The 24,535-nt window shown below is 32.8% G+C and carries 25 protein-coding genes; 19 read left to right on the top strand and 6 right to left on the bottom strand.

Annotated elements, in window-relative coordinates:
- The first annotated feature begins 34 nt into the window (after positions 1–34).
- Positions 35–3,238, top strand: coding sequence for a VPS10 domain-containing protein (locus tag ACFWU4_RS07790; protein WP_411126512.1), 3,204 nt, complete (start codon positions 35–37; stop codon positions 3,236–3,238).
- Positions 3,239–3,280: 42 nt separating this feature from the next.
- Here ACFWU4_RS07790 and ACFWU4_RS07785 read toward each other — a convergent pair whose 3' ends face one another.
- The gene (locus ACFWU4_RS07785) at positions 3,281–3,958 is read right to left on the bottom strand and encodes a Crp/Fnr family transcriptional regulator (protein ID WP_411126510.1); all 678 of its coding nucleotides are present in this window, start codon (positions 3,956–3,958) and stop codon (positions 3,281–3,283) included.
- Positions 3,959–4,067: 109 nt separating this feature from the next.
- Here ACFWU4_RS07785 and ACFWU4_RS07780 point away from each other — a divergent pair, with 109 nt between their 5' ends.
- The 10 genes from ACFWU4_RS07780 to ACFWU4_RS07735 all read left to right on the top strand — a co-directional run bounded on the left by ACFWU4_RS07780 (position 4,068) and on the right by ACFWU4_RS07735 (position 13,680).
- Positions 4,068–6,443: a heavy metal translocating P-type ATPase gene (locus ACFWU4_RS07780; RefSeq protein WP_411126508.1), complete on the top strand. Its 2,376-nt coding sequence runs from the start codon at positions 4,068–4,070 to the stop codon at positions 6,441–6,443.
- 74 nt (positions 6,444–6,517) lie between these two features.
- Positions 6,518–6,697 (top strand): cbb3-type cytochrome oxidase assembly protein CcoS, encoded by a 180-nt coding sequence (gene ccoS, locus ACFWU4_RS07775; protein WP_411126506.1) that lies wholly within the window; start codon positions 6,518–6,520, stop codon positions 6,695–6,697.
- A gap of 10 nt (positions 6,698–6,707) precedes the next feature.
- Complete coding sequence (gene ccoN / locus ACFWU4_RS07770) at positions 6,708–8,900, top strand: cytochrome-c oxidase, cbb3-type subunit I (protein WP_411126504.1); 2,193 nt, start codon at positions 6,708–6,710, stop codon at positions 8,898–8,900.
- 6 nt (positions 8,901–8,906) lie between these two features.
- On the top strand, positions 8,907–9,092 hold the full coding sequence (locus tag ACFWU4_RS07765; protein ID WP_411126503.1) for a CcoQ/FixQ family Cbb3-type cytochrome c oxidase assembly chaperone: 186 nt from the start codon (positions 8,907–8,909) through the stop codon (positions 9,090–9,092).
- Positions 9,089–10,057 carry a cbb3-type cytochrome c oxidase N-terminal domain-containing protein gene (locus ACFWU4_RS07760; RefSeq protein ID WP_411126501.1) on the top strand — a complete coding sequence of 323 codons (969 nt, stop codon included), beginning with the start codon at positions 9,089–9,091 and terminating at the stop codon, positions 10,055–10,057. The genes ACFWU4_RS07765 and ACFWU4_RS07760 overlap by 4 nt, the downstream gene beginning before the upstream one ends.
- Before the next feature lie 18 nt (positions 10,058–10,075).
- Positions 10,076–11,500: a cytochrome c oxidase accessory protein CcoG gene (ccoG, locus tag ACFWU4_RS07755; RefSeq protein WP_411126499.1), complete on the top strand. Its 1,425-nt coding sequence runs from the start codon at positions 10,076–10,078 to the stop codon at positions 11,498–11,500.
- Positions 11,501–11,511: 11 nt separating this feature from the next.
- On the top strand, positions 11,512–11,958 hold the full coding sequence (locus ACFWU4_RS07750; protein ID WP_411126497.1) for a FixH family protein: 447 nt from the start codon (positions 11,512–11,514) through the stop codon (positions 11,956–11,958).
- A 1-nt stretch (position 11,959) separates the two neighbouring features.
- Entirely contained in the window at positions 11,960–12,661 is a 702-nt protein-coding gene (locus ACFWU4_RS07745) for a sulfite exporter TauE/SafE family protein (RefSeq protein WP_411126495.1), read from the top strand.
- Between the two features lie 24 nt (positions 12,662–12,685).
- Positions 12,686–13,135, top strand: a complete 450-nt coding sequence (locus ACFWU4_RS07740) for a pyridoxamine 5'-phosphate oxidase family protein (RefSeq protein WP_411126493.1) — start codon at positions 12,686–12,688, stop codon at positions 13,133–13,135.
- Positions 13,136–13,191: 56 nt separating this feature from the next.
- A complete protein-coding gene (locus ACFWU4_RS07735) occupies positions 13,192–13,680 on the top strand; it encodes a hypothetical protein (RefSeq protein ID WP_411126491.1) in 489 nt (162 codons plus the stop codon).
- Between the two features lie 73 nt (positions 13,681–13,753).
- Here the strand turns inward: ACFWU4_RS07735 and ACFWU4_RS07730 are convergent, their stop codons facing one another.
- Both ACFWU4_RS07730 and hemN read right to left on the bottom strand, forming a co-directional pair.
- On the bottom strand, positions 13,754–14,587 hold the full coding sequence (locus ACFWU4_RS07730) for a universal stress protein (protein WP_411126489.1): 834 nt from the start codon (positions 14,585–14,587) through the stop codon (positions 13,754–13,756).
- An 11-nt stretch (positions 14,588–14,598) separates the two neighbouring features.
- Positions 14,599–15,963, bottom strand: a complete 1,365-nt coding sequence (gene hemN / locus ACFWU4_RS07725; RefSeq protein WP_411126487.1) for an oxygen-independent coproporphyrinogen III oxidase — start codon at positions 15,961–15,963, stop codon at positions 14,599–14,601.
- 151 nt (positions 15,964–16,114) lie between these two features.
- Between hemN and ACFWU4_RS07720 the strand changes: the two genes are divergently transcribed.
- The 7 genes from ACFWU4_RS07720 (at position 16,115) to ACFWU4_RS07690 (ending at position 20,842) form a co-directional block, all read left to right on the top strand.
- The gene (locus tag ACFWU4_RS07720; RefSeq protein ID WP_411126485.1) at positions 16,115–16,696 is read left to right on the top strand and encodes a superoxide dismutase family protein; all 582 of its coding nucleotides are present in this window, start codon (positions 16,115–16,117) and stop codon (positions 16,694–16,696) included.
- A gap of 71 nt (positions 16,697–16,767) precedes the next feature.
- Entirely contained in the window at positions 16,768–17,298 is a 531-nt protein-coding gene (locus ACFWU4_RS07715; RefSeq protein WP_411126483.1) for an RNA polymerase sigma factor, read from the top strand.
- Position 17,299: 1 nt separating this feature from the next.
- Entirely contained in the window at positions 17,300–18,094 is a 795-nt protein-coding gene (locus tag ACFWU4_RS07710; RefSeq protein ID WP_411126481.1) for an anti-sigma factor domain-containing protein, read from the top strand.
- 445 nt (positions 18,095–18,539) lie between these two features.
- Entirely contained in the window at positions 18,540–19,379 is an 840-nt protein-coding gene (locus ACFWU4_RS07705) for a hypothetical protein (RefSeq protein ID WP_411126479.1), read from the top strand.
- Between the two features lie 38 nt (positions 19,380–19,417).
- A complete protein-coding gene (locus tag ACFWU4_RS07700; RefSeq protein ID WP_411126477.1) occupies positions 19,418–19,816 on the top strand; it encodes a hypothetical protein in 399 nt (132 codons plus the stop codon).
- A gap of 431 nt (positions 19,817–20,247) precedes the next feature.
- Complete coding sequence (locus ACFWU4_RS07695; RefSeq protein ID WP_411126475.1) at positions 20,248–20,397, top strand: hypothetical protein; 150 nt, start codon at positions 20,248–20,250, stop codon at positions 20,395–20,397.
- 43 nt (positions 20,398–20,440) lie between these two features.
- Positions 20,441–20,842, top strand: coding sequence for a VOC family protein (locus ACFWU4_RS07690; protein ID WP_411126473.1), 402 nt, complete (start codon positions 20,441–20,443; stop codon positions 20,840–20,842).
- A 38-nt stretch (positions 20,843–20,880) separates the two neighbouring features.
- On the opposite strand, the gene ACFWU4_RS07685 is transcribed toward ACFWU4_RS07690, so the two are convergent.
- Complete coding sequence (locus tag ACFWU4_RS07685; protein WP_411126471.1) at positions 20,881–21,573, bottom strand: tetratricopeptide repeat protein; 693 nt, start codon at positions 21,571–21,573, stop codon at positions 20,881–20,883.
- 163 nt (positions 21,574–21,736) lie between these two features.
- Positions 21,737–22,669 carry a peptidylprolyl isomerase gene (locus ACFWU4_RS07680; protein WP_411126469.1) on the bottom strand — a complete coding sequence of 311 codons (933 nt, stop codon included), beginning with the start codon at positions 22,667–22,669 and terminating at the stop codon, positions 21,737–21,739.
- 131 nt (positions 22,670–22,800) lie between these two features.
- Here ACFWU4_RS07680 and ACFWU4_RS07675 point away from each other — a divergent pair, with 131 nt between their 5' ends.
- Positions 22,801–23,229 carry a hypothetical protein gene (locus ACFWU4_RS07675; protein ID WP_411126467.1) on the top strand — a complete coding sequence of 143 codons (429 nt, stop codon included), beginning with the start codon at positions 22,801–22,803 and terminating at the stop codon, positions 23,227–23,229.
- Positions 23,230–23,354: 125 nt separating this feature from the next.
- On the opposite strand, the gene ACFWU4_RS07670 is transcribed toward ACFWU4_RS07675, so the two are convergent.
- Positions 23,355–24,416 (bottom strand): alpha/beta hydrolase fold domain-containing protein, encoded by a 1,062-nt coding sequence (locus tag ACFWU4_RS07670; RefSeq protein ID WP_411126465.1) that lies wholly within the window; start codon positions 24,414–24,416, stop codon positions 23,355–23,357.
- Positions 24,417–24,535: the final 119 nt, after the last annotated feature.

The following is a 24,535-nucleotide window of genomic DNA, read 5'->3' as shown; positions in this document are numbered from 1 at the left end:
TAATTTTAAGCATTAGTTAACCAACCTTAATAAAATGAAACGATTTTTCTCAATTGTTATGCTATTCTGCGTAACACTAATTTCCGCACAAGAATTCTCAATGGACATGGTCAAAAATATGACACCTCGTAATATTGGTCCGGGTGGCATGTCTGGTCGAGTTACAGCTATAGATGTTGTCAATAGTAACCCTGATATTATGTATGTAGGTACTGCCTCTGGTGGTTTATGGAAGTCTACTTCTGGTGGTATAAGATGGGAACCTATTTTTGAAAAAGAATTAACAGCTTCTATTGGTGCTGTTGAAATTCAGCAATCTAATCCAAGTGTTATTTGGGTTGGTACAGGAGAAGGGAATCCTCGTAACTCATTAAACGGAGGCTTCGGAGTTTACAAATCTCTCGATGGTGGAAAAACATGGATGGCTATGGGTCTTGAAAAAACAAGACACATTCATCGTATCATAGTGGATCCAACAAACCCAGATGTGGTTTATGTTGGTGCTATTGGTTCGCCTTGGGGAGAACACCCAGAACGTGGTGTTTTTAAAACTACTGATGGTGGTAAAACATGGAATAAAATTCTATTCGCTAATAATAAAACTGGTGTTGCTGATTTAGTAATGGATCCAACAAATCCTAACAAATTAATTGCTGCAATGTGGGAACATAAACGTGATCCTTGGTTCTTCAATTCTGGTGGCGAAGGTTCTGGTCTTCATATCACTCACGATGGTGGAAAAACTTGGAAAAAAGTCACAGAAGATGACGGTTTCCCAAAAGGAAATCTAGGGCGTATTGGAGTCGCAATTGCACCTAACAAGCCAAATGTTATTTATGCTTTAGTTGAAGCCAAAAAGAATGCACTCTATAAAAGTGAAGATGGCGGCTTTAAATGGAAAATGATTAATGACAAAAGTGATATTGGAAATAGACCGTTTTACTATTCTGAAATCTATGTAGATCCACAAAATGAAAATCGTGTCTATTCAGTCTTTACTTATGTAAATGTTTCTGAAGATGGTGGTAAAAACTTTTCACAATTGATGCCTGCTTATGGCGCAAATAATGGAGTTCATCCCGATCATCATGCCTGGTGGATTCATCCAGAAAATGGCAACTTTATGATTGATGGTAATGATGGTGGAATGAATATTACAAAAGATGGTGGTAAGTCTTGGCGTTTTATTGGTAACTTACCTGTTGCTCAATTCTATCATATCAGTGTAGATAACGAATACCCATATAATGTATATGGCGGTATGCAAGATAATGGATCTTGGAGAGGTCCTGCTTATGTATGGCGTGCTCAAGGCATTAGAAATAGCTATTGGCAAGAGATTAGTTTTGGTGATGGCTTTGATGTTGTGCCAGATAGAGACGATTCGCGTTATGGTTGGTCTATGAGTCAACAAGGTTATGTAAGCAGATACGATTGGCAAACAGGAAATAACTATGGTGTGCGTCCAACACATCCCGATCCAGATGTAAGATTACGTTTTAACTGGAATTCTGCTATTAATATTGATCCTTTTGATAATAGCACCCTTTACTTTGGAAGTCAATTTGTACATAAGTCTACTGACAAAGGGGAAACTTGGACAGTGATATCTCCTGATTTATCTACCAACGATCCAGAGAAACAAAAACAATCTGAAAGTGGTGGACTAAGCATGGATGCTACTGGTGCAGAGAATCATACCACCATTTTAGTCATTGAGCCTTCTGTGTTAGAAAAAGATATGCTTTGGGCTGGTACTGATGATGGTCGTGTACACTACACAACCGACGGAGGAAATAATTGGACAGATGTTTCTAGAAACTTAAAAGGATTACCTGATGGCAGTTGGATAGCTCAAATTAAAGCGTCTAACAAAAATAAAGGAGAAGCGCTTTTAATCGCCAATGATTATAGACGTTTTAATTATACTCCTTATGCCTATAGAACAAAAAACTATGGTAAGACTTGGGAACGTATTGTAGATGAAAACGATGTGCAAAGTTATACATTAGCCATCGTTGAAGACTTAGTAGAACCAAATCTACTATTCTTAGGAACAGATGATGGTTTATATATTTCTGTAAATGCTGGTGACAAATGGACTAAATGGACAGAAGGATTCCCAACCACATCAGTAAAGGACTTAGTTATTCACCCAAGAGAACACGATTTAGTAATCGGAACATTTGGAAGAGCTGCGTGGGTTTTAGATGATATTAGACCTTTAAGAGCAATGGCTAAAAACAAGTCTGTTATGACTTCAAATATTGAATTATTTGAGCCACCAACGGCATATCAGGCTGCTTACCAACAACCAACAGGTAGTCGTTTTGGAGCAGATGCTATGTATCATGGTGAAAATCGTGGCGGTGGTGCTCGTTTTAATTACTTATTTAATAAGAAAGAACAACCAAAAACTGAAGATAAAGACAGCGATGATGAATCAAAGATGGATTCAGAAAAAGATGAAACAAAAGTAAAATGGGATTCTTTAACACTTAAGTTATATGATGGTTCACGCTTAATTAGAACTTTAAAGACTAAGGCACCTAAGGAAAACGGTATCCACAAATGGACTTGGTATATGAGTGAGGCTGGTGTAAGCAGACCATCACGTCGTATTAGAAAACAAACCAGAGAACCAGGTGGAGTCTCGGTAAAGCCAGGAACATATAAAGCTGTTTTACATTATGGAGATCAAATGTCTGAGACCACTATCAAAGTTGAATCAGATCCGCGATTAGAGGTATCTCAAAAAAATATAAATGAAGTTTATACTGCAGCAAAGCAATTAGAAAAAATCCAAAAAACACTGGCAGATGCGTCTAAGCAACTAATAGAAAGTAAAACAATAGCTTCAAATTATCAAAAAGAATTAGCGAAGTTGGATAAAGAAAAATATAAAAAAGAAATAGAAGCCTCTAAAGCTATTGTAAAATCGATTGATGGTTTAATGGACCAGTACTTCGGGAAAATTGATAAACGTCAAGGTATAACTAGAAATCCAGAAGTAACAGCATTACAAAGGTTAAGAACTGCGACTGGATACATTTATGGCAGTCAAAACGGTTTAACTTCAACTGAAACTACTTTGATGAAACAAGCAAAAGATGCGGTAAATAAGTTGTTAATGGAAACAAATAATTTCTTTAACAAAGATTGGCCAACTTATGAAAGTAGCATGAAAGAAATAAAAATAGACCCATTTAAAGACGTAAAGATATTTGGAATTGATTAAAAGTTTAAATAAAAAAACGCTCTAGAATTCTAGAGCGTTTTTTTATTCTATTCGTTTTAGCTTAATAGTATCTACTATTTTAATCCGCTTCCCAGAAGTAGAGATAAAACCTTCTTTCTTAAAGGTAGATAATATCCTAATAGCCGATTCAGTTGCCGTGCCAACAATACTGGCATAATCTTCTCTAGACAATACAATACTCAGATAGCCTTCTTTATCAGTTCCGAAGTTATCGTTGACGTATAATAAAGTTTCTGCCATTCTCTGCTTTACAGATTTCTGTGCCATATCTACTAAAGCATCATCAGAACCCTTTAGATCTTCCGCCATTTCTCTCAAAACATCCAAAGTAAACTTTGGATTTTTAGACAGATCATTCATAATCTCTCGCTTTGGTATAAAACACATTTCCATATCGTTAAGAGCCACTGCACTAAGATTAGTTTTTTGTTCAGAAACTAAAGAGCGCTTACCTAATAGACCTCCTTTAACTACTAACTTTACAACCTGATCTTTTCCGTTTTCACTCAACTTAATAAGTTTACAGACCCCATCTCTTACACAGTATACTCCATTTAGAGTTTCTCCTTCTTCAAAAATCACTTGCCCTTTTTTGTAGTGTTTTCCTGTTTTACAAGCAGATACTCTCATTAACTCATCTCTTGTTAAAGATTTTAGTGAGTTAAATTCCTTAACTATACAAGATTCACATTTGCTCATAGCGTTTGGTTTTGGCTAGTATCTCAAAGATACTAATAACATGACAAATATCATATTTTAAAACCTAAGCTTGTGTGACCTTTGTTACAGGTATAAATGAGCAAATAAAATGACAAAAGACATATGTTTTCATTGTGGTGATAAATGCGATAATAATGTCATATCCTTTTTGGACAAAACATTTTGTTGCAATGGGTGCAAAACTGTTTTCGAGATATTTAATGAGAATGATTTAAGCTGTTATTATGATTTACAGAATTCCCCAGGTGCTATTCCAAAAGAAGTTGAGAGGAAATACGATTTTTTAAGTAATGAAAGTATTATTGAAAAACTTACTGAGTTTAGAAGTGAATCAATTGAAATAGCTACTTTATATATTCCTCATATTCATTGTAGCTCTTGTATTTGGATTCTCGAAAATCTCAATAAACTAAATCCAAACATCTCTGATTCTCAAGTTAATTTCGGTAAGAAAACCGTTAGAGTTACTTATAGCACATCAACTTCAGATTTAAAATCTGTTGTTCTATTATTAAACTCTATCGGATATGAACCGTACATAAGTTTAGAGGATTTTAACTCTGGTAAGCAGCATATTAATCGTACACTAATTTATAAGCTAGGAGTTGCAGGGTTTGGCTTCGGAAACATAATGTTTTTGTCCTTTCCTGAATATTTTGAAGTCAATGAATTTTGGTTGGAGCAATATAAACCTCTATTTCGTTGGTTGATGTTTTCACTTTCACTTCCCGTAGTCCTCTACTCTGCTAAAGACTATTTCATTTCGGCATTTAAAGGCTTAAAATCAAAACTTTTAAATATTGACGTGCCAATTGCCTTAGGTATTTCTGTGCTTTTTTTAAGGAGCACCATTGAAATCATTTTTGACTTAGGCTCAGGCTTTTTTGATAGTTTGGCTGGTTTAGTCTTCTTTCTTTTAGTGGGCAAGTTTTTTCAACAAAAAACTTATGAATATCTCTCTTTTGAACGCGATTATAAATCCTACTTCCCAATTGCTATAACTAAAATTAATAAAGAATATCAAGAAGAAACCATCCAAGTTTTTGATATAGAAAAAGGTTCTCGAATTCTAATTCGGAATGAAGAATTAATTCCTGTGGACGGTATTTTAATAAATGGGAATGCACAAATCGATTATAGTTTTGTTACTGGCGAATCTCAAACCGTTTCAAAACAATCTGGAGATAAACTCTTTGCTGGAGGCAAGCAGACATCTGGCGTCATTGAGGTTGAAGCCTTAAAATCTGTTGAACAAAGTTACCTTACTCAACTATGGAGCAACGATGTTTTTAATAAAAATAAAGAAGATAGTTTTACTAATATCACAAACACTATAAGTAAACACTTTACAATTGCCATATTAAGTATTGCAATAATAGCAACAACCTTTTGGTTATTTAAAGATGCAAGTAAAGCGATAAACGTATTTACAGCAGTGCTCATTATTGCTTGTCCATGTGCAATAGCTTTATCTGCACCTTTTACCTTCGGCAATTTATTACGCATTTTCGGTAAACTAAAGTTCTATGTTAAAAACGCCAGTGTTCTTGAGCAATTAGCACAAATCAATACTGTGATTTTTGATAAAACCGGAACTATTACATCTAATAAAAGTAGTAGCGCTGAATATGATGGCAATTTATTATCAGATTCAGAAAATTTAGTACTAAAAAACTCATTGCGTGGTTCTAATCATCCACTTAGCAGATCCTTGTATAATATTCTAGATGAGCACAACATAATCGCTCTCGATACTTTTGAAGAATTTGTAGGTAAAGGCATTGAAGCAAAACATGAAGACATAAATCTTAAAATTGGATCTGCAACTTTTGTTGGAAATCTTGAACGAAATTTAGCACTTAATACATCCGTTCATGTGAGTAGTAATGATGTATACAAAGGCAAATTCACGTTTTATAACAGTTATAGAAAAGGGGTGTCAAAATTATTTAATCAGCTTAGAAAACATTTCGATTTAGTCATTCTCTCTGGTGATAATGAAGGTGAACTTGAAAATTTAAAGAAACTACTTCCTGTTAAAACTAAATTAATTTTCAACCAGAAACCAGAAGATAAACTTGAGTTTATTAAACACCATCAATCCGAAGGTGCTAAAGTACTTATGATTGGAGATGGACTAAACGATGCTGGTGCATTAGCACAAAGTAATTTTGGTATTGCTATATCGGAAGATGTAAACGTCTTTTCACCTGCTTGTGATGCCATTTTAGACGCTTCAAAATTTAAGCAATTATATCAGTACATAATAGCTTCTAAATCAGCTATAAAAATTATTAAATGGAGCTTCTTGCTTTCATTTATATACAATGTTATAGGACTCTATTTTGCTGTCACAGGTCAACTTTCACCTGTGATAGCTGCTATTTTAATGCCTTTGAGTTCAATTAGCATAGTGGTGTTTACAACAATTTGCACCAACATCTTAGCTCTAAAACTTAAATAAATTATGCAACATGATAAATGTCATGTTTTGAGAACAAGTTCAGTAGTAATTTTGAATTATAACTTCTAATAGGTATGAGTGTTATATACATTTTATTGAGCGTAAGTGTTGTTGTGGGAGTCGCCTTCTTCTTCATTTTTATTGTAGCTGTTAAGTCCGGTCAATATGATGACAATTATACACCTTCTGTTCGTATGCTTTTTGAAGATGAACTAGTGAAAACCAAAAAATCAACAAACTCAAAAACTGACTAATTTTTTCAATATGGAAATGCAACAATTCTACTACGATAACAACATCGTCAAAAAATTCCTTTACGCAACCATACTATGGGGAGTAGTTGGGATGCTTGTAGGCTTGCTTCTCGCCTTTATGTTTTTATTCCCAAATCTTACGGACGGAATCTCTTGGCTAAGTTTTGGTCGTTTAAGACCCTTACATACTAATGCTGTAATATTTGCTTTTGTTGGTAACGCTATTTTTGCTGGTGTTTATTACTCGTTACAGCGTTTACTAAAAGCTAGAATGTTCAGCGATATGCTGAGTAATTTTAATTTCTGGGCTTGGCAATTAATTATAGTTGGCGCCGCAATTACTTTACCATTAGGCTATACAACTTCTAAAGAATATGCTGAACTAGAATGGCCTTTTGATATTGCTATTGCTTTAGTTTGGGTTGCCTTTGGTGTAAATATGATAGCTACTATATTAAAACGTCGACAGCGCCATTTATATGTTGCTATTTGGTTTTATCTGGCCACTTTCATCACCGTTGCTGTACTTCATATTTTTAATAGTTTAGAATTACCTGTTAGTGGATTAAAAAGCTATTCTGTTTACGCTGGTGTGCAAGATGCTTTAGTACAATGGTGGTACGGTCATAATGCGGTTGCATTCTTTTTAACAACCCCTTTCCTAGGATTGATGTATTATTTCGTTCCAAAAGCGGCAAACAGACCTGTTTACTCGTATCGTTTATCAATAGTTCATTTTTGGTCATTAATATTTATCTATATCTGGGCAGGACCGCATCATTTATTATATACTGCTCTACCAGAATGGGCTCAACATTTAGGTGTTGCATTTTCTATTATGCTACTCGCTCCATCTTGGGGAGGAATGATAAACGGTCTCTTAACTTTACGCGGAGCTTGGGACAAAGTTCGTACAGATCCTGTTCTAAAGTTTATGGTAGTAGCAATTACTGGGTATGGTATGGCAACTTTTGAAGGTCCAATGCTTTCACTCAAAAATGTAAATGCTATTGCACACTTTACGGATTGGATCATTGCTCACGTGCATGTTGGCGCACTTGCTTGGAACGGTTTCCTAGCCTTTGGTATGATTTATTGGCTGATTCCACGATTATTCAAAACAAAATTATATTCTATTGGCTTAGCCAATGTACATTTTTGGGTCGGTACTTTAGGTATCATTTTATATGCCTTACCAATGTATGTAGCTGGATTTACACAAGCCAGTATGTGGAAACAATTTAATCCAGACGGCACCTTAGTTTACGGTAATTTTTTAGAAACTGTTACTGAAATTATGCCAATGTATTGGATGCGTGCTATTGGTGGTACCCTCTATATTACTGGTATGCTAATACTGGTTTACAATGTGATTATGACCGTTGTAAAATCTGAGAATAAAGTAGCAGATGAGCTAGCGGAAGCACCTGCTCTGCAGCGTGTTTCTAAGAAACGTGTCGCAGGTGAAGGTTGGCATACTTGGCTAGAGCGTAAGCCTGTAATGTTAACTATATATGCTACTGTAGCCATCTTAATTGGTGGTATTGTTCAGATTATACCAACAATCGTAGTTAAATCTAATATTCCCACTATAAGTAGTGTTAAGCCTTATTCGCCACTTGAGTTAGAAGGTAGAGATCTTTATATAAGAGAAGGTTGTGTAGGTTGTCACTCACAAATGATACGACCATTTAGATCGGAAGTAGAGCGCTATGGTGAATATTCTAAGGCAGGCGAATTTGTTTATGACCATCCATTTTTATGGGGAAGTAAACGTACAGGACCAGATTTACATCGCATTGGCGGTAAGTATTCAGATAACTGGCACCTCAACCATATGTATGATCCGCAAAGTACGTCGAGTGGTTCTATTATGCCTGCGTACCAATGGCTAATTAGAAATGAGCTCGATAAATCTATGACAGAAAAGAAAATGAAAGCCATGGTAAGCTTAGGTGTACCTTATACAAAAGATGATATTTCTAACGCTAAAGCTTCTATGCTTGAGCAAGGCATTAAGATTGAAAAAAACTTATATAGTGATCCTGATTTTGTAAAAACATACGAAGCCGATAAAATAGCTGCTGGAGATAAATTTATAGAGATGCGTAATAGAGAAATCGTAGCTATGATAGCCTATTTACAGCGCTTAGGAACTGATATTAAAGTAAAAGATATAATAAACGAAACTTCTCAAAACTAAGAAACTATGCTGAAATTCGTAAAAAATCATATGGAAAGCATCACAGGTATAGAAATATACCCAATGATATCCCTTCTCATATTCTTTATATTCTTTGTAGTCTTATTCTATTGGGTATTTACTGCAAAAAAAGAATACATAACAATAGTTAGCAACATACCATTAGACACAAAAAACGATAGTACATTATGAGAAATTTAATACCATCATACATTAGAATACCCGTACTGTTTTTAGGTATCGTTGCTTTGGTAGAATATATCATAGAATCTGGTAACCAACCAGCATTTATAGAGCAACCTTTAATACTAATCTTCTTACTATTAGTTCTTATTGTAATCATAGCTATAGAAGGAACTGTAAGCGCCTTAGATAATATTTTATATCAAAGTCTTGATAAGGAAGGTAAAGCTAGATATGATACCCAAAGAAATGCTCCTTCAAAATTATGGGTATGGCTCAAAAAAGTTTATAAAAGCCTTATTGGTACTAAACCTATTGAAGAGGAAGGTGAAATCATATTAGATCATAATTATGATGGCATAAAAGAGCTCGATAATAATTTACCGCCATGGTGGGTTTACAGTTTTTATCTTTCTATCATTTTTGGAGTAATATACATGATTAGATACCACGTTTTTAATGCTGATGATCAATTTGTTGAATATGAAATTGAGTATGCAGAAGCAAATAAAGCTATTGAAGAATATAAAAGAACAGCTAAGAATCTAGTGGATATTAATACGGTTGAAATTTTAACCGAGACTGGAGATTTAAATGCTGGTAAGAAAATTTTTGAGACCAACTGTGTTGCTTGCCATAAAAAAGATGGTGGAGGTGGAATTGGACCAAATTTAACAGACAAACATTGGATTCTGGGTGGCGGAATTAAAAATGTATTTAAAACTATTTCTGAAGGTGGACGAGACGGTAAGGGAATGGTGTCATGGAAAACAGAGTTAAAACCACTAGAAATGGCTCAAGTTGCGAGCTATGTTTTACAATTTCAAGGTACAATACCAGCAGAACCAAAAGCTGCTGAAGGCGAAATTTGGGCTGATGCCTCTTCTAAAAATAATGAATCTCAGATAGAAATCGAAAAAGAGAACTATTCTATTGAAGGTGCAGATATGGAAACAATTGAATCAAAAAATTAAGCGCTAAAGTTATCCAAAATGGAAACACCAAAAAATGAAGTCTTTAGAGATTCAATCGGAACTATCAATGAAGATGGTAAGCGGAACTGGATATTTCCTAAAAAGCCTTCTGGTTATTACTATGAAAAAAGAAAAATTGTAAGCTATATTCTATTGGCATTCTTATTTGCGGCTCCTTTTGTAAAAATTAACGGCAACCAGTTTTTACTATTCAATATACTAGAACGCCGTTTTAATATTTTTGGATATCCTTTTTGGCCGCAAGATTTTCATTTGTTTGTCATTTCCATGATAATTGGTGTTGTTTTTATAACCTTATTTACGGTTGGATTTGGTCGTATATTTTGTGGTTGGATATGCCCTCAGACTATTTTTATGGAAATGGTATTTAGACGCATTGAGTATTGGATAGATGGAGACCGCAATAAGCAAAAGCGTCTAAAACGTCAAAAATGGAATTCCGAAAAAATAAGAAAACGTCTTTTAAAATGGTTTATATTTTTAGTTGTTTCTTTTTTAATTGCTAATGTATTTTTAGCCTATTTAATTGGTAGTAACAAATTATTAAAATATATGATTGATGGGCCTTTTGAGCATGTAAACACTTTAATTCCATTAATCATATTTACTGGAGTATTCTATTTCATATTCGCATGGTTTAGAGAACAAGTTTGCATTATTGCTTGCCCATATGGACGCTTACAAGGAGTTCTCTTAGACACAAAATCTATTGTAGTGGCTTATGATCATAAGCGTGGCGAAGCAGAAAATGGAAGAAAAACCTTTAGAAAAAATGAAGATAGAAAAGCTTTAGGTCATGGAGATTGCATTGATTGTTCGCAATGTGTCAATGTTTGTCCCACTGGCATAGACATAAGAAATGGTACACAACTAGAATGCGTTAATTGTACGGCATGTATAGACGAATGCGACCATATCATGGCAAGTATAAATCTTCCTAAAGGGCTAATTCGTTATACAAGTGAAGAAAATATAGAGAAGAAAACATCTTTTAAATTAACAAATAGAATGAAAGGTTACATAGCCGTCCTCATTATATTATTTGGTGTCTTAGCAGGAATGCTAGCCCTAAGAAATGATGTTGAAGCTGTTATACTAAGACTACCTGGTCAATTATACGAACATAAAGACAACGGTATTATAAGTAATGTTTTTACTTATAAATTAGTAAATAAAACTACCGATACCATTGATAATATAAGCTTTAAACTAAGAGGTATCGATGGAGATATAAAAATGGTATCAACTACAGAAACGTTTAAAGTTAATGCACAAGGGATCGCAGAAGGCACCTTATTTATAGAATTAAATCAGAATGATTTATCTGGTGATAAAAATAAATTGAGAATTGATGTATTTAGCAATGAAGAAATAATTGAAACAACTAAAGTTAGTTTCTTAGGTCCTCGTAGCTATAATTAAAATCTAGAATTATGAAAATAAATTGGGGAAAAGCTATAGTAATTGCATTTGTGTGCTTCATTTCGTTCATTATGTATTTTGTTATTAGTATGAGCACTAATTCTAAGTACAACCACGATTTAGTTATAGAAGACTATTATCAGCAAGAACTAAAGTTTCAAAGAGATATTGATAAAGAAGAAAATTCAAACTCGCTTGTAACAAATCTGACTTGGAAAAAAACATCTGAGGGCATTGCTATTAAATTTCCAAAAGACCTAAAAATTAATAATATAAAAGGTACAGTGTTCCTATATAGACCGTCTAATAAACATTTAGATTTTGAAACAAGTATTTCTCTATCTAATTACACTTTGCTCATACCTGACAAACGTTTGCTAGATGGTCGTTGGAACATTAAAATTGATTGGACTTATAACGGGAAACCTTATTTATTTAAAAAAGAAATTCTTTATTAAGATGCTAACGTCAGCCCTTATTTTAGGATTATTAGGAAGTCTTCACTGTGTTGGCATGTGCGGTCCAATTGCGTTTATGCTTCCTGTAGATCGTACTAACTCTTTTAAAAAAGTTAGTCAAATTGGTATATATCATTTTGGCAGATTATTAGCCTATAGTATCATAGGTGTGGTGTTTGGCATGATTGGCAAAAGTTTTTACATTTTCGACTTACAGCAACAGCTTTCTATTGTTATTGGTACTATTATGATTGTTTTAGTTATTATTCCATATAAAACTGTTGGCCAATACAATCTATCTAAACCTTTAAATAAATTGATTTTTAAAGTAAAATCTAATTTAGGGAAGGCACTAAAAAAGAAAACTGCAGATACATTTTTAACTATTGGATTTCTCAACGGATTTTTGCCTTGTGGTCTTGTGTATATGGCCGTATTTGGGTCTATTGCAACTGGCAGTTTGTTAAATGGTAGTTTATATATGGTATTATTTGGTATAGGAACTATTCCTTTAATGACAACGGCAATCTATTTAGGTAAATTTCTGAATAGTACAATAAAGCAACGGATTCAAAAAGTAATTCCAGTTTTTGTGGCCATTATTGGTTTTTTGTTTATTCTCCGTGGTTTAGGGTTAGGAATTCCTTACCTCTCACCTGCTCCAATTGTTGATTTAGTCTCTAGCAGTACACAATGTCATTAAACCAATTTAATATCAAACATAATTATGATAAAGTCCTTAAAAGAAAAAGAATGTAAACGTATTCTATCTCAAAACTATATTGGTCATTTAGGTTATATATACCAAGACAAACCTTTTGTAATACCTATCACCTATTTTTATAAAGAGAACCAAATTATTTGTTATTCTGGTGAAGGGCATAAAATACAAGCATTAAGAAAACAGAGCAATGTCGCTCTCGAAGTGTCCGAAATAGAATCTTCCAACCATTGGCAATCGGCAATTGTACATGGTTTCTACCAAGAGCTCGAAGGCAGTAATGCTAAAGCACAACTACATGAATTTTCATTAGGAGTAAAAGATGTCATTATGCGCAAAGAATTACGAGATCTCGATTTTATTTCTGAATTTTCCGCAAGAATTAATACTAATGATTTACCTATTGTTTTTGTAATTAATATTAATGAAATCACCGGGAAAATGAGACGCAATTAAATTTAATAACAGAAATCTCGTGGTTTTTTATATTTTAGTTGTTCAACTTTATACAAATGGATACTACTCATAAGCAACAGACAACAAAGAGTATTATAAAAACCTTGACTATATTTCATTACGCGTATTGTATTGCGATTTTAGTCTTTGGAATAGTAGCGCTTTATATAACAGAAAATGCTGTAATCAATTTCTCAGATTCTGAAGATATTTTCTTTTTTCTTGTACCTGTTTTTGCCATTACATTAGCATTTTTAAGTCATTTTATATTTCAGCAAAACTTAAAGAGAGTAAGAGAAAAAACAACGCTACAAGAAAAGTTAGTCCATTATCAAACAAGTAGAATTATTAAATATGCAATGCTAGAAGCGCCTGCTCTATTTGGTGTCGTAATTTTTATAATAACTAGTAATCAATACTATTTAATAATTGCAGCTGTATTATTGGCTTATTTATTTTTACAACGACCAACTAAAGAGATTGTTAAACAAGATTTAGATTTAAACGCTGAACAAAAACAACAATTTAGAGAAGCTTTAAAATAAAAAACGCCAAAATCTCTAGGACTTGGCGTTTTAACTTGATTTTAAAAAACTACTAACTAATAAACATCAAGAATTATATTTTAAAGGTCATTACTGGCAATGTAGAATGATTGGCAATATCTTCAGAAACACTACCTTCAAAGAAATGTGCTAAACCTTTTCTACCATGTGTAGCAACAGCTATAACATCTGCGCCAATAACATTAGCAAAATTTAAAATTCCTTTTTCCACTGTGTAATCTGAAACTATATTTACTTGGCCTAGGTTTTCTAAATCCCCATCTGCTCTTTTTAGAAAATCAGCAATACGTTTGTCAATTTCAGTTGAGCTTTTAAAATTACCATCAGGAGAGTTTACATAAACCAAATGCATATTTGCACCAAGTTTACCAATAGCTTTTTTAGCATTTAAATAAGATGTAATAGCTTCTTCAGAAAAATCACTAGCAAAAACAACATTTTCAAAATCAAGTAATATTGGATTGTGCTTAATAACTAACACTGGGATATCTGAGTTACGAACTACTTTCTCTGTATTTGAACCAATTAGTACTTCTTTTATGCCACTAGCACCGTGCGAACCCATTACAATTAAGTTAGCATTATGCGCAGTTGCAACCTCATTAACTTCGCCCCAAACTTTAAAATGCTTAACAATTGGTATAACTTCAATCCCTTTTAAATAAGGTTTATTTAAAAAGGTTTCAAACTTTTGCTCTGCTAATTTTAAATAAAAAACAGCTTCTTCTTGTAAAGAATCATTGCCAGCTGATATAATAGCATTAGATAACTCTAACATATGTAATACTATAAGTTCTGATTTATATTTCTTAGCAATATGAGATGCTGCTTCTAATGCATATTCTGAATGCACTGAAAAGTCTACAGGTACAATTATTCGTTTCATAATTATGATTTTTAAATGGTCATTGAAAATAACTTTGTGTTTGGCTTTTTGCGTTGCAATAACAAATCAAAAGCCATACATATATTTCTAATAAAAGGTTTACCCTTTTTGGTTACACTAATTTGCTTTATGCCAAACTCTAGCAAACCGTCTTGTTCAAACTCCTTAAGCTTAATTAAGACCTCAGGTAATTCAGTAAAATTCATTTCATCAGTTAGCCAAGAAGTCCCAAAACCACACATAAGATTTAGCACATGCTTTCTTATAATTAAATCTTCAGCGTTTAGAATATGACCTTTAAAAACCGGAATAATACTTCTATTAATTAATTGGAAATACGCTTCTATGGATTTTACATTCTGAGCAAAGCCATACCAACTATCACTAATCGAAGATACACCTAAACCAATCATACTTTGTGTTTTAGAAGCTGTGTAACCCATAAAATTTCGATGTAACTTTTTATCCTTCACAGCCTCATAAAGCGTGTCACTTTTTAAAGCAAAATGATCCATCCCTATTTCTAAATATTCCGCCTTTTCTAAAAGTTGCTTTCCGGTTTCATACTGCTTACGTTTAGAATTTCCTGTTGGTAAATCATTGTCATTAAATCCTCGTTGCCCATTCCCTTTTAGCCATGGTACATGTGCATAACTATAAAAAGCAATGCGGTCTGGCATTAAAGTCTTAGTTTTTTTAATTGTCTCAATTACATCTGCCTCAGTTTGAAATGGTAATCCAAAAATGATATCATGTCCGATTGAAGTATAACCTATCTTTCTTGCTAGTTCTGTTACGCGCTTAACATTTTCAAATGGTTGAATGCGGTTTATGGCCTTTTGTACTTTTAAATTATAATCTTGAACTCCAAAACTCACGCGTCTAAACCCTAGATTAAACAAGGTTTGTAAATGTGTTTCAGTAGTATTGTTTGGATGACCTTCAAAACTAAATTCATAATTATCTGCTAATTCTGAAACTTTGAATAACTGAGTAATTAAGTATTCTAAATTCTCTGATGAGAAAAATGTCGGAGTACCTCCACCAAGATGTAATTCTTTAATTTTTGGCTTTTCACTAAATAAGTCGATATATAAATTCCATTCTTTTAAAAGAGCATTAATGTATGGTAGTTCAACTTCGTGTCGTTTTGTAATCCGTTTATGGCAGCCACAAAACGTACATAAACTTTCGCAAAATGGCAGATGAAGGTACAAACTTAGGCCTTCCTTATCATTACTTTCTTTAAAAGATTGTTTAATTGAGTCTTTCCATTTTTGCAAAGAAAAAGTATTTACATTCCAATACGGAACTGTAGGGTAGCTAGTGTATCTAGGACCTGAAACATTATATTTATTAACTAAAGCTTGAAACATACTTTTTATATATAATTCAAAATTAATATTACTAAGGATCTTAAAACATGATATTTGTCATATCCCATAAAAATGAATCCTTCCAAATAATTTCGTGCTTGCATTAAAGCATTTATCTACTTAACTTTACTTCAAACTAATATAACTAGCCATGAAAAACTTAAAACTAATAGCACTCGCTTTTTCTATTGTATTTGTAATGTCCTGTAAAGAAAATAAGACAGAAACTGATGTGACTATAGAAACTGAAGTTGAAGAAGTAAAAGCAGAAACACCTATTGAGAAAAAATTATCTGTAGAACTATCTCCAAAGAGTGATAGTAATGTGGAAGGCACAATAAATTTTACAGAAAAAGATGGAATGGTTATTATGGTCGGCACCATCACTGGCTTAGAAGAAGGAGAACACGCTATACATATACACGAAAAAGCAGATTGTTCTTCTGCAGATGGCAAATCTTCTGGTGGGCATTGGAACCCTACGGCACAACCACATGGTGCATGGGGAGATGCTACAGGATATCATAAAGGTGATATAGGAAACTTTAAAACTAATGCAGATGGCAGAGCTACTGTTACTAAAACTACAGATGAGTGGTGTATTGGTTGTGGTGACGACACAAAAGATATTTTAGGAAAAGCTGTTATTGTGCATATTGGTGTAGATGATTTAACATCTCAACCATCTGGTGCTGCTGGAGCACGTGTTGGCTGCGCAGGCATTATTGAATAATAAATTAATAATCATTAAGGAATTTCAGTTTTAATCTTCCCCAAGCTGTGATGACCTGGAAATAAAACCTTATGACAGATTTAGAAACGTTAGTTCAACAGTTTCAAGATAAGAATCAAGTTGCATTTGAAAAACTCTATAATATGTATAGTAAAAGTATACATGGTATTGTGTACAACATTGTAAAAGATTCTGATATTGCAGATGAGTTAATGCAAGATGTGTTTATAAAAGCATGGAAAAAAGCAGATTCCTACTCGTCTAAAAAGGGACGGTTTTTTACGTGGATATTAAATATAGCAAGAAATACGGCTATAGATAAAACACGTTCTAAAGCATTTAAACAATCTAAGCAAAACCTTAATTCTGATTTTTTCGTAGATATAATAAGAAGCAATGATAATTTAGACACGAGCACAGATGCAATCGGCATTAAAAAGTTTGTTGCCAACCTTGGACAGAAATGTATAGAAGTTATTGAGCTCCTCTATTTTAAAGGTTACACTCAAAAGGAAACATCAGAAGAGTTAAAGATGCCAATTGGCACTGTAAAAACAAGGAATAGAAACTGTATACAGCAGTTAAGAGAAATGGTTTTGTAATATGGATATAAACGCATACATAGAATCTGGTATTTTAGAGCTTTACGTTGCTGGCCAACTTTCTGAAAAAGAAAATGAGGACATCTATGAGCTTTTGCAACAACATCCAACATTGCTTAAAGAAGTCTTAGAAATAGAAGCATCTATAATAAAACTGACTGCTTCGGTCTCTCCACACGCCATAAATTTTGATTCCATTAAAGGACAGTTAGATGATACCAATACTAAAGTTGTAGATCTAAAGCCAAATAAACCAAATTGGATTTCATATACTGGTTGGGCTGCTTCTATTTTATTAGCTGGTGGTTTACTGTGGACACTTAATAATAAAACTCAGATAGAAGAGCAACTGCAGGCCGCTGAGACAGAAAGACAGTATTTAGAAATACAGATAGAAGATGCTAAAACAGACCTAGCCGCGACTAAAAATCTTCTTGATGTTATTAGAGATAAAGATATTTTAGCTATACCATTAGGTGGCCAAGGAGATTATGCCTCTAGTTATGCTAAAGTCTATTGGAACAAAAATGACAATACCATTTACTTAGATGCAGAAGGATTACCAAATGCACCCGAAGGCAAGGTTTGGCAAGTATGGTCTTTAACTTTAAACCCATTAACACCAACAAGTTTGGGTACTATAAAAGATTTTAATACAGATTCTAATAAAATATTTACTATTGCAAATGCAAACGAGAGTCAAGCATTTGGTATTACTTTAGAACCAGCAGGTGGCAGCGAAACCCCAACTATGGAACAATTGTATACACTTGGAGTGGTTAATACGACTCCTTAAATTAATATTCTAAAAATAAAAACTGATAATGAATAGGAGTTTTTAGCTTTAGTTAAGACCTATTTGTATCTAACCTCTTAGCAATAAACTACATAAAATAAAAAGTAATAGAAGCACATTCTTTTTAGTAGAATTAAATCAATAAATCAAAATGATTTTTGCTTAAATTACTTTGTAATTGAAAGATAAAAAAAGGTCTAATTCATTTCTAATAGATATCTATTTACAACAACTCTTTAAAGCTCTTTTTTTGGTTTAAATATTTTTATTAAGAGAAAATGAATCAACTTTAAAGAAAGAGATAGCCAACAGCTAATAAGCTTAATCCCTGAATTGCCTGATTTTTAAGGGAATATTTAAGCCTAAATTACTATCTTTCAATTACGACAGTAAATCAAAACCTATTATATTGTTACAATAGAAAAATCACGCGTTAGTATTTATTATGAAACAAAACATCTCAATTTTATTAATATTGGTATTTTCAATAAGTTTTAGTTTTGCTCAAATACCAGTTAATGAGTATCGTAAAGAAATTAATAAATTAAAATCTGGTAGCCAACTAAGTGATTACTGGAGTAAGCTTTATAAAATTGATCAAGAAATTTTAGTTCATACATCAGATATTAAAATGGCTGATAGTATTTCAATATCAAACATGATACGTACTGCTTTAGTTCTAGAAATTCATGGCATTAAAGCTTACAATCCAAATGGATTTGTACCAATTCTTAATCTTTCTCATAATTACATAGGTCAAAGTCAGTTGGCTTATTGGCCAATAATTGAGAGATGCGCAGAAGTTGGTGGTGCAATTGAAAGTTTTGGAGGAAAATATCCTGCATATCAACTTGAAAGTGTATCCTTAACATTTTACAATTATTCACTCTTTCAGCAAGAAGAAAAGTATTCAAAATTATTAAATAAGTTAGGTGAAATAAAAACCGAGAGTGTTGTTGATGCACTTTTAAAAGCTTTTAACAATCAAAACAAATTACGCGAACTAAGTGAAACTGAAGTTTTGCATTATTGGTATTTACAATCATCTAAAGACAGAATTGATAAAAAAACATTTTCCTTTGTAAAAATGTCTGATGGTAATATTTATAAAAAAAGTTACGACCGAATTCAAAAACTTAAACTCATAAAAACTAATTCGGAATCAAAAATATACCAAATCGAAAACGAACCTTTTGATTGGAAATATATTTACAGACAAAATGGAGATTTAACTTTAGTTGATGATTATAAAAATGAGTTAATTAAATATACTATCGCTAAATAAAAAAAAGTTAATTCGCCAAATCCAAAATTTTATTAAGTATGAAAAAAATATTATTAAACTTAATTGCGATTGGATTTTTGTTTTCTTGCACTAACAACGATACAGAAAATCCTGATAATGAATTAATTGGGAATTGGAAATTAATTGAAGTTTTAATAGACGAAGGTGGCGGAAATGGAACTTTCGCTTCAGTTGATAGTCAGAAAATTATAACTTTTGAAAGTGACGGCACTTTAACTTCTAATGGGTCTCTATGCAATTTATCGATAAGCTCTGATGGGCAGACCTCAGGAAGTTATTCTGCGTCTGAGTTGACCTTTAATTCTCCTGATTGTATTAATGCCGATTTTAATTATACATTTCAACAGAATGGAAATATTTTAATTATTTTTTATCCTTGTATAGAACCATGCCAAGCAAAATATATAAAAGAATAGAATTGCTAAAAGCACAACTATCAATTAGTGTTAGTCGTTTAAGAATCCAATAACATGTCATTATATTTTATACTGATTAAATATAAAATAGATACATTAGGACGATGATCTATTGTAAAATTGACAACCTAAAATAGGGTAAAACTATATAAATGTGACATTTTAAAACTACAAAAGCATGGAAAAAAATTTACTAATAGGCCTCTTAATCTTCATAGTAGTTACTTTTCTTGTTCGTAGATTTTTTAAAGAATTTTACAAAAAGGAAACTAGCGAAAAGGTTCGAAAAACTTGGGGTGCTAAAATGTATTATTGGCATTTTATAATCATGATTAGTGGGCTAGCCACAACGATGATAATAGTCCTTTTAAAATGGTGCAATGTTTTAAACTTTTAAAAACTTAAGAAGAGTAGAGTGAAAATAAACGAAAATGGAAACTAGTTTCCAAGTATTAAAATCTAATAGACTTATTCCAAGACAGATTGTTTCATCTGGTTTAGAAAATATTTTTAGTGTGCTGTCTTATCAAAAAATTATTAAATATTGCGGAGTTAGCTTTGATCGTATTGGTATCTTTTAAAATTGAAAATTAAATAGAATGAAAACAACAACATGTTTAACCTTTGTTGGTAAACAATACGGTAAGAGGGAAAGACGCGTTAAACTTTTATACCTCTATATTTCTAAATTCGGAAATTAAGAGCATAACTAAATACGAAAAAGGTGAACCAGGTGGAGCTATGGAACTTATAAAACATGGAATATTTACACTAAATGGTGTAGAATATATGGTTTCTGAGAATAATTATAAACACGCATGGTCATTTTCGTCAGGTGTATCAATTTTTATTACATGCACGTCAGATATTGAAATAAAAGCTCTGTTCTCATCACTTTCTTCTAATGGAGGCCAAGTCATAGTGCCGCTTAAGAATTATGAGTCTGGCGATTATGGATTTGGTAAAAAATTTGGATGGTGCGAAGATAAATATGGTATCTCATGGCAACTTAATCTTGCAGAGTAAATTTTAATAATAAGTATTAGAAATTGTAATATTTAATTTTAAGATTTGGTTTTATAAGCATCGACGTATTCTTTTGCGCGCTTATTACCATTATTAAACTTTAATGAATTTTTATAATTTATATAGGCTTGTAAACTATCACCACTCACTAAATAAGCCTGTCCTAAGCTATCATAGACATTTGCGCTTGTTGGATGTAACGCTACATTAATTTTGAAAACTTCAATAGCCTTTTCTAATTCTTGCTCTCTAAAGTACTTATAACCTAACTTATTAAAGTCCCACTCATTGATATAACTACTTGTTGAGTCTTGTTTTTTAATTTCTAAATAACCTGCTAAAGCTTTTTTAAACTTACCCTCTTCCAATAGAGTACTTGGAGTTTTATAACCTTTAGGAGCCTTCAAATAATCATATGTAATAGTACTTGCTTCATCTTCATTAATCGCAGATAAATATCTTTTCTTAGTTTCTGGGTGGATAACGAAATGATACTTTTTATACATATCTGGCACAAAAAACTCATTTTCGGCTATAGCAACAGGTTTAACCTTTCCTCCTCTCCAATTTAGATACAGTGTATTATCGTCATAATACACCTCTATAAGATCATCTAAATTATAGAGATAACTGCCAGATGTTTCTTTTTTAAATTCGTCTGAATAGTCTACAGAATTAGAACAACTAAGAACAATAGTTGTTAGTAGCACTAGGAATACTCTTATTTTCATATCGCTTGTTTTGATTGGTTAACTATTAAAATAAAAAAAGTCTCACTATAAGTGAGACGATTCTTTTTATATTTTGTTACTGTTTTATATAATGAAATCCCAAAATAAATCTGGGATAAGCTATTCACACATCACAACCAAAAAAGTTGTGGTGGTTCTCTGCTTACTTAATACCCATTAGTTCAACATCGAATACTAAGGTTGCACCTGGAGGAATTACTCCACCTGCTCCTGCAGATCCATACCCTAAATCACTAGGTATTACTAACCGTGCTTTATCACCAACATTTAATAAACAAATGCCTTCATCCCAACCTGGTATCACTTGTCCGACACCAACCTGAAAATCTAAAGGTGAATTTCTCTTGTATGAAGAATCAAAAACAGTACCGTCAGCCAGCTGACCTTTATAATGCACGGAAACCATGTTTCCTTTTTCAGCCTTTTGTCCATCACCTTTTTGAATCACTTTATAACGTAATCCAGATTCAGTTTCATCGAAGCCAACTGCTAATTTATCTAGTTCTGCTTTTGCAGCCTCGCGTTCTGCTGCTATTCGCTTTTCTCTAGATCCTTCAAAAGTTCTAAAGGCTTCAATAGCATTAAATTTTTCAGCCGCATCACCTACTTTAACTATATCTAAACTATCAATAGTATCTCCTTGTGCAATTGTATCTACAATATCTTGCCCTTCTACAACATTACCAAAAACAGTATGCTTATTATCTAACCAATCTGTAGCAATATGTGTAATATAGAACTGGCTCCCATTTGTACCTGGACCAGAATTAGCCATAGCTAATACACCAGGACCACTGTGTTTTAAATCAGGATGAAATTCGTCATCAAATTTATAACCAGGATTACCTGTTCCTGTTCCTTGAGGACATCCTCCCTGAATCATAAAATCTGGTATTACTCTATGAAATTTTAAGCCATTATAATATGGATTCCCTTGTGGTTTAGCCGAATTTTCCATGTTTCCTTCTGCTAATGCCACAAAATTACCAACTGTACCAGGAGTCTTTTCAAACTCTAAATTCACTAATATCTCACCTTTTGAGGTATTGAATTTTGCGTATAAACCGTCTTGCATTTTGTTTTCTTTTGTTTAAGTCTGCAAAGATAAGGAAGTTACTTTGAAATTGAAATTGAAAGCACATTATAACATCTATTCAATTTAGATATCTGTTTCGAGTTATTTTTTTAGCTTTGAAAAAAAATAATATGGCATTTTCGTTCACTAAACTTTTTGGCAAAGCTGAAACAGCTCAAACAAATGATACTGTTGAGGCAATTATAGAAACCGTTGAAAATAATCCATATGGTGTTTCTGACACTAATGTGCTCTTTGCTGGTTTAAATGAGTTAGGAGGTTATTTCTTTTTTCAGACCGTCATTGTTGGTCAGTTAAGTGTAAAAGTTAAAAACGGGGCAGTATTAACTTTTATCGGAAAAGATTTTGAACTACAACTCAATTCGGACATGCCAGAGTTTGAGTCTGATCGTTCTGATGTAAAAGGCCGCTATATTACTAAAATTGACTTTCAAGTTGAAGAGTCGGATATTAAAAAATTAGAAAAAGCTAAACTTAAGACGATAGGTTTAAAAGTTAAAAAGCATAATATTGTTTTTAGTAAATATTCTGGTGTTTAACGAGTTTGTGTGTGGTTAAGGAACTAAGTTAGTAAACAAAAACGAACGAGATAAAATTCCGAAAGAATTTTCCAAATAAGCACTTGCCAAAGCAATTAATTATACACGGTGTTGGCGGTAGTTATTCATTCTTTATTTTTTAATTCTTCGGAAGGCATATATTCTTGAAGAAAATCATGCATTTGCCAGAGTGTTCTTTCTCCAATTGGCGAGAAAAAATCCATCACATGAGGCCATCCTTCAATTCTGTCATAGACATATGGGACTTTTTTTGATTCTAGTACTTGTGCCAAATTATCAGAATTTTTTACAGATACAGAACCATCAAGCGAACCATGTATTAATAAAATCGGTGGGTCATTTTGGTCTACATGTTGAGTTGTTGAAGCGTCAATATAATTGGTAGTGTCTAAATCATAAGATGTTCCAATGTATAATTCAGTAAAGGGGTGCTCCCTTTGAATTGTCAAACTCATATCATGTATTCCATACAATGAAATTGCGCCTTTAAATGAAGATGAATTTAAACCTTTTACATATTCTCTATCAGAGTTAGCCGCTAGTGCCATAAAAGCCGCTAGATGACCACCAGCAGAAATCCCATAAGTCATAATTTGACTAGGGTCTATATTATACTCCTCTGCATGTTCGATTAAGAATAAAAGGCCATCTCTTAAGTCTTCGATGTTTGCTGGAAATTTGTGATTTGTTGATAACCGATAATTTATTGATGCAACGGTGTAACCCATTTCAACAAATTCTATTGCACGCTGCGTATAGAACTCTCCTTTATCACCTGCTTTCCAATAACCACCATGAATTATTAGTATTAGTGGGTTCGATGATTTATCAGTTTTATTTGAGTATATATCCAAACCGAGTGATAATCCATCAGTTTCTTTATAAATAACATCTGTTGATTTTTTGATGTTTTCAGGAAGAGAGAGTTTTGTGTCATATACCATTGGTACGTTTTGCGTTGCTACTCCAAATAAAAAAGCTCCATACATTGGAAAAGGCTCGTAAGCTGGCGGTTCTTCCAAATGATATAAACTATCATAATTAATTGCATTAATTCTGGGACCATAGGTTTCTTTAGAATCTTTCAATTCCTTCTCTTGATGCTGAACACAAGAACTTAATGATAACGCCAATATGGTGATTAATGCCAGGCATAGTTGTTTCATTGTTTCATTTTTCTTAATTACAGCCAACTTATATTATAACATCAAAAATTGTCTATATCCATTAAAAAGAAAGGGATATCACAAGTAGTTTGTAAAGTCAATTATTTTTAAAATTATCA

Origin of the sequence: Winogradskyella sp. PE311, assembly GCF_046545555.1 — a bacterium.
Lineage (GTDB): Bacteria > Bacteroidota > Bacteroidia > Flavobacteriales > Flavobacteriaceae > Winogradskyella.
Note: the sequence above shows the minus strand (reverse complement) of the source record. Positions and strands in the feature narration are given on the sequence as shown.